Source organism: Paenibacillus rhizosphaerae (genome assembly GCF_014192015.1).
GTDB lineage: Bacteria > Bacillota > Bacilli > Paenibacillales > Paenibacillaceae > Paenibacillus_AQ > Paenibacillus_AQ rhizosphaerae.
On sequence record NZ_JACHXJ010000002.1, the window covers coordinates 1295305 to 1307671 of the forward strand.

General features: G+C 47.6%; 10 protein-coding genes. 9 read left to right on the forward strand and 1 reads right to left on the reverse strand.

Features of this window, described 5'->3' with window-relative positions; genetic code table 11:
* The first annotated feature begins 25 nt into the window (after positions 1 to 25).
* From FHS19_RS14555 to FHS19_RS14595, 9 genes are all read left to right on the forward strand, one after another.
* Entirely contained in the window at positions 26 to 1618 is a 1593-nt protein-coding gene (locus tag FHS19_RS14555) for an extracellular solute-binding protein (RefSeq protein ID WP_183582489.1), read from the forward strand.
* A 71-nt stretch (positions 1619 to 1689) separates the two neighbouring features.
* Positions 1690 to 2652, forward strand: a complete 963-nt coding sequence (locus tag FHS19_RS14560; RefSeq protein WP_183582490.1) for an ABC transporter permease — start codon at positions 1690 to 1692, stop codon at positions 2650 to 2652.
* 13 nt (positions 2653 to 2665) lie between these two features.
* A complete protein-coding gene (locus FHS19_RS14565) occupies positions 2666 to 3547 on the forward strand; it encodes a carbohydrate ABC transporter permease (RefSeq protein WP_183582491.1) in 882 nt (293 codons plus the stop codon).
* Positions 3548 to 3641: 94 nt separating this feature from the next.
* Positions 3642 to 6008 (forward strand): AraC family transcriptional regulator, encoded by a 2367-nt coding sequence (locus FHS19_RS14570; RefSeq protein ID WP_183582492.1) that lies wholly within the window; start codon positions 3642 to 3644, stop codon positions 6006 to 6008.
* Between the two features lie 161 nt (positions 6009 to 6169).
* A complete protein-coding gene (locus tag FHS19_RS14575; RefSeq protein WP_183582493.1) occupies positions 6170 to 7327 on the forward strand; it encodes an enolase C-terminal domain-like protein in 1158 nt (385 codons plus the stop codon).
* A 416-nt stretch (positions 7328 to 7743) separates the two neighbouring features.
* A complete protein-coding gene (locus FHS19_RS14580; protein WP_183582494.1) occupies positions 7744 to 8145 on the forward strand; it encodes a MerR family transcriptional regulator in 402 nt (133 codons plus the stop codon).
* A gap of 35 nt (positions 8146 to 8180) precedes the next feature.
* Positions 8181 to 9152, forward strand: a complete 972-nt coding sequence (locus tag FHS19_RS14585; protein ID WP_183582974.1) for an oxidoreductase — start codon at positions 8181 to 8183, stop codon at positions 9150 to 9152.
* Positions 9153 to 9323: 171 nt separating this feature from the next.
* Positions 9324 to 10310, forward strand: coding sequence for an oxidoreductase (locus FHS19_RS14590; protein WP_183582495.1), 987 nt, complete (start codon positions 9324 to 9326; stop codon positions 10308 to 10310).
* A 128-nt stretch (positions 10311 to 10438) separates the two neighbouring features.
* Positions 10439 to 11137: an alpha/beta fold hydrolase gene (locus FHS19_RS14595; protein ID WP_183582496.1), complete on the forward strand. Its 699-nt coding sequence runs from the start codon at positions 10439 to 10441 to the stop codon at positions 11135 to 11137.
* Between the two features lie 167 nt (positions 11138 to 11304).
* Here the strand turns inward: FHS19_RS14595 and FHS19_RS14600 are convergent, their stop codons facing one another.
* Positions 11305 to 12270, reverse strand: coding sequence for an aldo/keto reductase (locus FHS19_RS14600; RefSeq protein WP_183582975.1), 966 nt, complete (start codon positions 12268 to 12270; stop codon positions 11305 to 11307).
* Positions 12271 to 12367: the final 97 nt, after the last annotated feature.

Below are 12367 nucleotides of genomic sequence, written 5' to 3' on the forward strand. Positions count from 1 at the left end.
TAAAATTGAGGAGGAGCTACGATTTATGCAGATGAGCAGGAAAATAATCAACAAGCTTGCACCCGTTTTATGTTTGGGACTAGCCGCCATAGCGATAGCCGGCTGCAGCAGTGAGGAGATGCCAAAGGGGAGTACGAAATCGGCTGAGTCAACTCAACCTTTGAGCCACTTATCGTATTGGAAAGAGATGCATCCGGACGCAGCGGCCATTATGAAAAGCTATGGAGAAATTACCGCTATTAAAGAAATCGAAAATAACACCGGTGTCAAAATTGATTATCAACACCCGGCCCAAGGCCAAGGTGGGGAACAATTCAACTTGATGATGGCCTCGAAATCCCTGCCAGATGTCGTTGAGTATTCGTGGAATAATTACCCGGGAGGCGCTCAAAAAGCGATTCAGGATGGTAAAATCATTCCATTAAACGACTATTTGGATCACGCGCCTAACTTCAAGAAGCTGCTGGACGATAACCCGGAATGGAGAAGGCAAGCCTCTACTGACAAAGGTGATATTATTGGCTTCCCGTTCATCCGCCCCGTTAGAAAACTGCAAACCCACGACGGCCCGGTTATACGAAAAGATTGGCTGGACAAGTTGGGTTTGCCTATTCCTAAAACGATCGATGAATGGTACACCGTTTTGAAAGCGTTTAAGGAACAAGATCCCAACGGCAACGGAAAGGCGGATGAGATTCCGATCATGATCGGAGCAGGCGAGCTTGCTTTTACTGGCGTTTTTGGCATCCCGAACGGCTTCTACCACGAAGGAAATACGGTCAAATATGGTCCCGTTCAACCCGAATATAAGCAATACCTGGAGGCCATGAACCGTTGGTACAATGAGGGCTTGCTGGACAAAGACTTTGCAGCCAATGACAGCAAAATGTACGATGCCAAAATGACCGGCAATCAGGTCGGTGCAGCTGTTATGGCTGTAGGCGGAGGCTTGGGCAGGTTTATGGATTTAATGGAGTCCAAGGAACCGAAATTCAGGCTTGTTGCCACACCCTATCCGACATTGAAGTCCGGCGATAAACCGATATTCGGCCAAATGGACAATCAGATTGTAGGCATATTCACCGCGATCACCGGAAGCAACAAGCACGTCGCTGAAACGGTAAAATTCTTCGATTACTTCTATAGTGAAGAAGGACGAATGATCTTGAACTTCGGTAAAGAAGGCGTATCCTATACGATGGATAACGGTTTTCCCAAGTACACGGACTCCGTGATGCACAATCCGGATGGATTGCCGCTTGCCCAATCCCTTAAACAGCATGTCTTGTCCGCTGATTCCGGTCCGTTCTTGCAGGATGAACGCTATATTGAGCAATATGCGGCCAGACCGGAGCAGCAAGAGGCTTTAACCGTCTGGGCAGAACCTTCAAATGAAAAAAGAATGCCGCCGATCACTATCGCCAGGGAAGACAACAGCCGATATGCCTCGATCATGAACGATATTGACACCTACAAAAATGAAATGATCGTTAAATTTATTATGGGCGCAGAATCGTTAAATAAGTTCGATGAGTATGTCGCTACCATGAAAAGCATGGGGCTCGACGAAGCGATCCAAATGCAGCAATCCGGATTGGAACGCTACAACAACCGCTAATATGCCTACTAAACTGGAGACGGAAAGTTTGCGGCTTGCCGTTCTCCAGTGTTCAAAAAAGGAGTAAAACCATGCCTAATGTGCAGGGAAACATCGTGAAGACGGCAACGGGGAACCAGGCAGACAAGAAATGGAGCATGATAAAAAGGGATATTATTCGGAACCGCTACATTTATCTTATACTGCTGCCCGTCATAGCCTACTATATCGTCTTTCATTACGGACCGATGTATGGTCTGCAAATTGCCTTTAAAGATTACGGGCTTGCAGACGGCATTTGGGGAAGTCCGTGGGTTGGTTTCGACCATTTTAAAAGCTTTTTTGGAAACTTCTACTTTTGGAGACTGATCCGGAACACCTTGTTGATCAATATTTATGAATTGCTGTTTGCATTCCCCGCTTCGATTATCCTTGCGTTATTGCTTAATGAAATTCGTAAGGGCTTTTTTAAACGGATCGTACAGACGATAAGTTACCTCCCGCACTTTATTTCCATCGTCGTTGTGGTAGGGATGATGATCGATTTCTTTGCGCGCGACGGTCTGATTAATAACCTTCTCCTCATGATTGGACTTCAACCGATTGCTTTCATGCAGGAGCCGGCTTGGTTTCGGTTCATGTATATTTCCTCGGGCATCTGGCAGGGAATCGGATGGGGTTCTATCATCTATCTCGCATCCATTGCCAATATCGACCCGACACTTTATGATGCGGCCCGGATCGACGGAGCAGGGCGATGGAAACAGACCTTGCATATTACCTTAACCGGAATCATGCCAACTATTGTGATCATGCTCATCCTCAACATGGGATCCATGCTTTCTGTCGGGAGCGAGAAAATTATCCTCATGTACAATCCGATCACTTATGAGACGGCCGATGTCATCTCCACCTATGTATACAGGAAAGGTATTCTTGGAGCCGATTTCGGTTATACCGCTGCCGTTGGGCTGTTCAATTCGGTCATCAGTTTCATTCTGATCGTACTCGCCAATTCCATTAGCAAACGAGTGAGCGAACATAAATTGTGGTAAAAGGAGGAGCGGTATGCTTCACAAACGCAGCCTGGGGGAATGGATATTTTCCGGCGTCAATACATGCTTCATGATTCTGCTTTGCTTCGTCACGCTTTACCCGTTCCTTTACGTATTATTCGCTTCTTTGAGCGACCCAACAGAAATGGCCCGATTTCGCGGGATGCTGTTTTACCCTACAGGATTTAACTTGGAGGCATATAAAGCCGTAATGAATAATCCCATGATATTAACCGGTTACCGGAATACGATTTTCTATGTCGCTGGCGGTACTGCCATCAACTTATTCATGACCACGCTTGGAGCCTATGCCCTTTCTCGCCGCAACGTCTATTTCAACAATTCCATCATGTTCATGATCGTGATCACGATGGTGTTTAATGGGGGGCTCATTCCAACTTTTCTGCTGGTTAACAGTCTCGGCATGATGGATACGCCTTGGGCACTTCTCTTGCCTGGAGCTGTGAGTTCATTTAACTTAATTATTATGCGAACCGCGTTTCAAGCGGTACCTGTAAGTCTGGAGGAATCCGCACGGATCGACGGAGCGAATGACTGGACCATTATGAGCCGGATCATTGTTCCTCTCTCGATGCCCGTGATTGCCGTCATGATTTTGTGGTATGCGGTCGGACATTGGAATTCGTATTTTAGCGCATTGATTTATTTGCGTGACCGGGAGTTATTCCCCTTACAGCTCGTGCTCCGTGAAATTCTGATCTCGAACAGTACGGACAGCATGACGACCGACGCAGCAGCCTCAGATCGGTTGGACATCGGGATCACGATCAAATATGCGACAATTATCATTTCCACACTTCCGATATTATGCCTGTATCCGTTTCTGCAAAAGTATTTTGTGCACGGTGCCCTGATCGGTGCGTTAAAAGAATGATCGTCACACGAATCGGTCATCCAACGAAGGGAGTAAGCTTGCTCTTCCCGAATTATAGGGATTGAGCAAGCTTTTCTATACTAGGAGGATCGCAATGTTTTCAATCATCCGTAAAAAGAATGCCGGAAGCAAAAGAAGAAGCCTCTTCATCAGGATGCTCGTATCCAATTGTCTTCTGCTCCTGCTTCCCATTATCATCTGGTTTGTTTTCTATACCCATATTGAACATATCATGAAAGCAAATGCGGAACGCTCCAATGTCGGCATGCTGGAGCAAATGCGTCTCAATATAGACAGCAATCTGAAAGATATCGAACATTTATCCAATCAAATTATACTCAATCCTAAGCTGCGGTATTTATTGGATACGGAAAACAAGGACTTATCCGAACGATATCATCTGGTCCAGTTTTCAAGAGATTATTTGAAAATGTATTCGAACATGACCAACAATTTTGTTTACGATTTCTATATTTATTTGGACCGAAGTGATTCTGTGATCAAACCGAATCTTGTGGCCGATTCGCACAACTTTTACGATAAGTATTATAGCTTTGATCATCTTACCTATGAAGAATGGCGTAAGCAGATGATCAGCTACCACAGCCAAACTTACCTGCCGGCCTCCACCTTACAGCGAAACGGCAGTCTGAAGAATAACCCTATGAAAGTGATTACCTTTATGCAATCGCTGCCTGTCGAAGACACCTCCACGATTAAAGGGAGTCTTATCGTTCTGATCGATGAAACCAAAATTCACGAAATGACACGGCAAATCGAGTCCGCAAACGGGAGTTCCGTATATATCGTGGACCAGAATCATGAACTCATCAGCAGTACACCCGGCTCAAGCCCTTTAACAAACTCCATATTGAATGAGCTAAAGTCTAATACCGGTTTACTCAATACCCATCTGAACGGTCAAGATGTGATGGTATCATTTACCACCTCGGGACAAGCCGGATGGTACTATATTGATGTGATGCCATTGAATTTATATCTGAATAAATTAAAACAAATGGAGCATCTTGCGCTGTGGCTTCTCTTGTTATGCATCCTTGTGGGGAGCGCGGCTGCATATGGAATCGCGTATAGAAATTATTTTCCAATCAAAAGAATGGTAGAGGCGATATCGGCCGGGAAGTCCCATCCACGTAAACCGGCTGTGAATGAATTAGACTACGTCCTGGAAATGATGAGGATTTCCTGGGATGAAGAACGGCATATTAAAAACAAACTGACACAACAACTGCCCATACTTCGTTCAAATTATTTGCATCGTGTGCTTCAAGGCTATTTTGAGCCTCCAGAGCAAATGAAACAGTCGCTGGAATTTATGGGCCTCCAGTTTCCGTTTCCTCATTTTGTCGTTATTCTCGTACAAGTGGACGATTTGACCCGTTTTGCACCGGACCAAAGTGAAAAACAGTGGGCATTGGTCCGATTTATCATCTCTAATCTGGCTGAAGATTCAACCTATGAATGGCATACGATACATACGATCGACCTGGAGAAAAACCGGCTGGCTCTGCTCGTTAATCTAATGCCGGATCAGTTAGGTCATCCGACTTGCCGGGTTATGGACATCGTCTCCGAATTACACCGCATTTTGGAGAGCCGATTCAAGCTGGAGATCAGCATCGCCGTAAGCGGAGTTCATAAGGGCCAGCATCAGATTGGAGAAGCCTATCTGGAAGCTGCTGCCGCCTTGGAGTACAGGATGGTAAATGGACAACTGTCGATTTTTTATTATCATGATATTCGCCAGCAAAAGCTGCAATATTATTACCCCGTCGAAACCGAGCTTCAGTTAATCAATTGTGTTCGAAGTGGTGACAAAGAGCAGGTTGTCTTTCTGCTGAAACAGCTGTTCGATCGAAATTTTAGCGATGAATCTATAACGCCTGAGCTTGGGAGATGCCTGTTATTCAGCCTTGCCAGTACCCTGTTGCGTATCATGACTTCAGATACTCTGGCCTACCGGAGGCTTACAGAAGGAGACATACACCCTGTGCGTTTTCTTCTCTCCTGTAAAACAACCGGTGAAATGTTTGAAAAAGCGAAGGAACTGTATTTGTCGGCTGCCGAATCATTCAGATTGGAACGGAGTGACCACAGTGAACAGCTCCTTCAGCAAATACAGGCCTGCATTCAAGCGAATTACGCTGATCCCAATATGAGCTTAAATTTATTGTCTGAACATTTGCAAATCACACCACAATATATCTCACAATTTTTTAAAAAGGTAAGTGGGCAGAACTTGAACGACTACCTGACTGTCGTACGCATGGATCACGCAAAGAAACTGATGTCGGATCCTGGGTTGACCAACGCACAGGTTGCCAAGATGGTCGGTTACACAAGTGACAGCGTTTTCATTCGAGTTTTTAAGAAGATCGAGGGGATTACGCCTGGTAAATATAGAGAGAGCATTACGAAATGTGACAGACGAATACTCTAGTATGGGGATAATTGCATATTTTGTTATTGCGGCTTATGAACAGATTTGCAATAGATGAAGAATGTTCTTATCTGCTAATCGTATAATTCTATTATGTGATCATCTACTTCAGTATCAAATGGTGAACAGATACCGTCGAGTCGGTTAAGGAGGAGGATCCTATGGATATCACTGGAATACAATCGGATTGGAAAGTGGAAAACATCGAATTCGCCAGGTTAACGGGAGAACGAGCCAGAATCGCTGGGGCCAATGGCAGGATCGGCATTCATGGCAAAAGCTGCACCGTGGATATCGCCAGAATTACGATCGATGGACAAACCGGTTACGGCAGCTCGATACATATGACGCCGGAATGGGCTGAAGGCATCATAGGCCGCCAATTGCTTGATTTATTCGATGACCGGGGCAGACTGCGCGAAGCGTATCGCTTGCCTTTGGAATATCCATTGTTAGATTGGTTAGGACAGAGACAGGGTAAACCCGTATATGATTTGGTGTCGGGTGCCCACCTGGAAAGGGGAGTCCCATTCGTTGTCCCATGTTATGATACCTCTCTATACTTCGACGATTTGCACCTGTCCGACGAGAAGACCGCAGTTGCGTTGATGCAAGAAGAAGCGGTACAAGGTTTTGCGAAGGGCCAACGTCATTTTAAGATTAAGGTTGGCCGAGGCGGACGCCATATGCCGCTATGGGAAGGGACGAAACGGGATATCGCAATCGTACGTGGGATCTCAGAAGTGGCAGGTCCCACAGGCAAAATCATGATCGATGCAAATAATGCATATAATCTGAACTTGACCAAAGAGGTCTTGGCGGCTTTGACGGATGTGAACCTGTATTGGGTGGAAGAAGCGTTCCATGAGGATGAAGCCCTGTACGAGGACCTGAAGGAGTGGCTCCGGCAACGCGGGCAGGATGTGCTGATCGCAGATGGGGAAGGGCAAGCCTCGCCGCATCTTGTGGAGTGGGCGACTCGTGGACGTGTCGATGTGCTGCAGTACGATATCATCTCGCCCGGTTTCACACATTGGATGGAGTTAGGCGAGAAGCTGGATGCCCATGGTTTGCGGTCTGCGCCTCATTGTTACGGCAATGCTTATGGTATTTACGCGTCGGGACATTTGTCAGCCGCGGTGCAAAACTTCGAATTTGTGGAATATGACGACATTACCATCGAAGGAATGGATGTATCGGGCTATCGAATCGAAAACGGAGAGATTCATATTCCGGCCACCCCGGGTTTTGGAATCGTCTTCGACGATGAACTTGTAACCAACCTTATTCAACGATCCGGATGGTCCCTTAAAGCTTAAAATAAGCCGAGAAAATTTTAATGTTAGAGTTCATATGTGCTTTTGCGATGCAAGAGTGCTTTTCGTGTGGACGATTGTAAGACGACAAGAGCATAACAAGAGTATACATGCTTAATGGCCGCATAGTGCGGCTTTTTTTATTGAAACGATATGTATTCATTGGTTAAACATGTTTTTAGCAAGAACCAGGTATACTAAATACTCTTGATTTCTGGAGTGTTGCGTCTGCAGCTTATTTTTTAACCGAGAGGCATCAATTGTTAAACGTGCTTAGTAAACATCGTCAACTCAGAAATATACAAATATTGGACGGAAGATCCCCTCTTGACTTGGACTATACTCCAAGTTATAGAATGCAAGGGAACAAGCCGAAAGCCTCACTGCCTGATCAATCCGGCTTGTAGAAAGGAGCGAGTATGGAACCACTATTTTCGATCTCGGACATTGCGAAACAGACAGGATTCAGCCAAGATACCATCCGCTATTATGAAAGGATCGGGCTGCTGCCGGAGATACGGCGTAAGGATAACGGACGCCGGGAGTATACGAAGACCGATCTCGACTGTTTCACATTCGTCGCTTTTCTGAAACGGGCAAATATGCCGCTGAAGGAAATCGAACGGTATATCATGTTCTATCACGCCCAAAATTACAAAGGCTGTTATGACGTCCTACAAGATCACAAGATCATGATCGAGGAACAGATATCGGACATGCAGACCGCTTTGGAATTGATGAAATATAAAATAGAGAATTATAAGGAGCTGATGGGTCACGATCCATCGCAGTCCGGACCTGTAAAGAACTCGGTCGATTAAAGGAGGTCATTTACTTGGGGACAACTAACGGTTATATGATTACACCGCAGGTACCGATAGCATCGGGTTTTGGACATAATACGACAGCGACGGAAGCACTTGACGGACGCGATCTGACTGGAAAAACGGCCATTGTAACAGGGGGATACTCGGGTATCGGACTGGAGACCGTTCGCGTTCTGGCTGAAGCAGGAGCGGTGGTCGTCGTGCCAGCACGTTCGCTTGAGAAAGCCCGGAACGCGCTCGCAGGCATCCCTCGGGTGGAACTGGAGGAGCTGGATCTGATGAACCCGGTATCGGTTGATGCCTTTGCGCAGCGGTTTCTCGATTCTGGACGTCCACTCGACATCCTCGTCAACGGAGCAGGCATCATGGTTCCGCCGTTAATGCGGGACACCCGAGGATATGAGTCCCAGTTCGCTACCAATCATCTCGGGCACTTTCAGCTTACCGCACGACTCTGGCCGGCATTAAAAAAGGCGGGTGGGGCAAGGGTGATCGCGGTCTCCTCATCAGCTGTGAGCTTAGGCGGGGTTGATTTTGACGATCCGAACTTTGAGCGGAGGGAGTACGACAGGTGGATCGCCTACGCACAGTCCAAGTCCGCCAATGCGCTGTTTGCCGTTGAACTGGACAAGCGCGGGTATTCATCCGGCGTACGTGCTTTCTCTTTGCACCCAGGCATTATTGAAACCGATCTGTCGGTCAATTTGACGGATGACGAGATGCTTGCCATCTACGCCCGGGACAAGGAGGGACGCCGTATCGAGAACCACCATTTAAAAACGCCTGAGCAAGGCGCGGCGACGAGCATATGGTGCGCAACGAGCCCCCAGCTTGACGGAAAAGGTGGCGTTTACTGCGAGGATGCTGATATCGCTAAAGTCGTGCCTGACGATTCCCCCACGGGTCAGTCGGGTGTCATGACCTGGGCCATTGACCCTTTATTGGCGGAGCGGCTCTGGCAGCTCAGCGAGGACATGACTGGCGTGAAGTTCGAAACCTGATGCAATATCCGTACTCCCGTGAAAATTTTCACCAAGTCGTGTGTACTTTTACGAATATACAAATACCTAAACGGCTGAAACGCGCGAGAACAGTACGTTGTCCGCTTGAGCATTTAGGATGCTGAAAAAAGTTTCCTAATAAATCACACTAAATCCTTGGAGGCTATCCATATGACAACTCAAAATCATACCGTGCTACAAACACCGATTCATTCCGGCTTCGGGCCTCGGACGACTGCAATGGAAGTCTTGGGCGGACAGGACTTGACTGGCAAGACCGCCATCGTGACAGGAGGCTATTCCGGACTTGGCCTGGAAACCGTCAAGGTGCTTGCATCAGCAGGAGCAACAGTCATCGTGCCCGTCCGCACGCCGGAGAAAGCAGCGGTAACGTTAAGCGCAGTACCTGGCGTGGAGTTGGCGCAATTAGACCTCATGAATCCGACATCCATCGATGCGTTTGCCGAACGGTTCATCGCTTCTGGACGTCCGTTGCATATCCTTATCCATTCCGCAGGCATTATGGCGGCTCCGCTTAACCGTGATTCACGGGGATATGAGTCACAGTTGGCAACGAACCATCTGGGACACTTTCAGCTCGTGTTACGGTTATGGCCTGCGCTTAAAGCAGCGGAAGGCGCGAGGATTGTCTCTGTATCGTCACGTGCTCATCAACTCGCTGGCATTGATTTTGAAGATCCCAACTTCAAGACGCGCCCCTATGATAAATGGCTTGCCTATGCACAATCCAAGACGGCCAACGCGTTGTTTGCTGTAGCGATGGACAAGCGTGGAGAGTCACATGGCGTTCGGGCATTTTCCGTTCATCCGGGCACGATTGTGACGGACTTGTCCCGTAATCTGAGCAAAGACGAATTGCGATCCATGGGCGCATTGAACGAACAAGGGGAGCACGTCTTTACGGAGTATAACGATGAACTCAAGACAATTGAAGAAGGTGCAGCCACAGCTGTCTGGTGCGCAGTTCATCCGCAACTCGACGGAAAAGGCGGCGTCTACTGCGAGAACGTGGATATTGCGGTCATTACGAGTACGCCATACACCCCTGGTGTTTTTGAATGGGCAGTGAACGCTGACAACGCCGAGCGGCTATGGACCTTAAGCGAACAATTAACCGGCTTGAAATTCGTGATTTAAATCGTAAACTGATTTCAAAGTAGCGCGACAGTCCCCGGAGATCACGCGGACTGTCGTTTTTCATAAATATGATGTTAGCAGCATCCCATCATCGCGAGTTACAACAAAAGAGTTATGAGGTGAATTCAATGTCGGTATTTTTGCTCATCCATGGCGCGTGGCACGGTGCGTGGTGTTGGGAAAAAATAATTCCTTCGTTAGAAGCAGCGGGACATCGAGCCATTACGATTGATTTACCTGGGCACGGGGAAGACCAAACACCCATTTCAGAGATAACGCTTGATGCGTACGCAAACCGCATAGTAGCCGTCATTGATGAACTTGAACAAGAGGTGATATTAGTCGGACATAGCATGGGAGGGGTTGCTGTATCGCAGGCAGCTGAATACCGGCCGAAGCGGATTAAATCACTTGTTTATATTTCCGCATTTTTATTTAAAAATGGTCAAAATATGATCGATGTGATTCCACCACATCCCGATGTACAGATCTCTGAAGATGGAAGTACGATTACCGTTGCTGCAGACAAAGTAAAAGATATGCTATATAACAATTGCAAGGATGAGGATGTAGCCAAGGCATTAGCCCAGTGGAGGGTGCAAGCGATGAGTCCATTGTTGACACCGGTCCACTTGACGGAGAGAAATTTTGGTCAAGTCCCTCGTTACTACATTGAATGTCTCCGTGATCACTCCATATCCATTGAAACACAGAGGCAAATGCATGCCGCTTCTCCCTGCAAAGAAGTATTTTCATTGGATACGGATCATACGCCGTTGTTTTCAAATCCTGCTGAACTAAGCAGCATCTTACTAAATCAAATTTAAAATGGGATTCTTCAAGGAGGCTGCCGCATGGCGGCCTTTTTAAGCTCTCTTGCGACCAGTTGATATATGAAACTACGGGTACATGAGAAAGGAGGGTTATAAGTTAGCGGCAGCCTTCCATTACTAATCTGGCTGCCGCTAACTTACCATTATTCGCTACCTAAAAATTACCACGCATAAGCTTGTGGCGCTTCTCCGCCAGGACCCGGGAAGATTTCGTCGAGACGCTTCAGCGTTGCCTCGTCGAGCTCCAACTCGACTGCGCGTAGCGTGCGATCGAACTGCTCCATGGTACGCACGCCGGTAATCGGCGCGGTCACGGCCGGGTTGGAGAGCAGCCAGGCAAGAGCGACGACGTCTTCTCTCTCTCCGAGCTCATCGCACAGCTTGGCGAATGCTTCGAGTTGCGACCGGTGCTTGTCCAGCCGCACGGTATCGCCACTGCGTTTGCCTGAGTCGCCACGCAGCGCATTGCCCGCAAGAAGCCCGCCGTCCAACGGGCTCCACGGCATAACGCCAAGCCCGAGGCTTTGCGATGCGGGAAGCACCTCAAGCTCCGGAAGGCGGCATAATAAATTATACTTATGCTGTTCGGATATAAGGCCAAGCATTCCGCGAGCTTTAGCTTCGCCCTGAGCAACCGCGATATCCCAGCCGGCGAAGTTACTCGATCCGACGTATCCGATTTTGCCTTGATCAGCAGCAGTTTCGAATGCGTTCCACAGTTCAGCCCAGCTCACGTTCCGGTCGATATGGTGCATTTGGTACAGCTCGATATGGTCTGTTTGTAGACGGCGCAGCGATCCTTCTAGATGGCGGCGGATTTTATATGCAGACAAACCGGCCTCACGGTTCGGACCATCGTTGTCGTCATGCATATCATTGTAGACTTTCGTTGCCAGTACGGTTCGCTCACGGCGGCCTCCACCTTGTTTAAACCAATTGCCGATAATTTCCTCGGTTCGGCCCAAGGCATATTGGTTTGCCGTATCAAAGAAGTTGATGCCTGCATCGAGCGCCGCATCCATGATACGAAAAGCATCTTTCTCCTCTGTATTCCAACCGAAATTCATCGTGCCAAGGCACAGTCGGCTGACCTTTAATCCGGACTTGCCCAAATAGGAATATTTCATAATTCTGTTCACCGCTCCTTCATTTATTTAGGACTGATACGCGATTTGCGGTTCGTACAGAAGAATTATACCTTAAAATGTCCAAGCATGTGTCAAA

Bases quoted from the DNA above. Each gene is read 5' to 3' on its own strand.
- FHS19_RS14590 (WP_183582495.1), top strand. From the start codon at position 9,324: ATGACAACTCAAAATCATACCGTGCTACAAACACCGATTCATTCCGGC.
- FHS19_RS14575 (WP_183582493.1), top strand. From the start codon at position 6,170: ATGGATATCACTGGAATACAATCGGATTGGAAAGTGGAAAACATCGAA.
- FHS19_RS14600 (WP_183582975.1), bottom strand. From the start codon at position 12,270: ATGAAATATTCCTATTTGGGCAAGTCCGGATTAAAGGTCAGCCGACTG.
- FHS19_RS14585 (WP_183582974.1), top strand. From the start codon at position 8,181: ATGATTACACCGCAGGTACCGATAGCATCGGGTTTTGGACATAATACG.
- FHS19_RS14570 (WP_183582492.1), top strand. From the start codon at position 3,642: ATGTTTTCAATCATCCGTAAAAAGAATGCCGGAAGCAAAAGAAGAAGC.
- FHS19_RS14555 (WP_183582489.1), top strand. From the start codon at position 26: ATGCAGATGAGCAGGAAAATAATCAACAAGCTTGCACCCGTTTTATGT.
- FHS19_RS14565 (WP_183582491.1), top strand. From the start codon at position 2,666: ATGCTTCACAAACGCAGCCTGGGGGAATGGATATTTTCCGGCGTCAAT.
- FHS19_RS14560 (WP_183582490.1), top strand. From the start codon at position 1,690: ATGCCTAATGTGCAGGGAAACATCGTGAAGACGGCAACGGGGAACCAG.
- FHS19_RS14580 (WP_183582494.1), top strand. From the start codon at position 7,744: ATGGAACCACTATTTTCGATCTCGGACATTGCGAAACAGACAGGATTC.
- FHS19_RS14595 (WP_183582496.1), top strand. From the start codon at position 10,439: ATGTCGGTATTTTTGCTCATCCATGGCGCGTGGCACGGTGCGTGGTGT.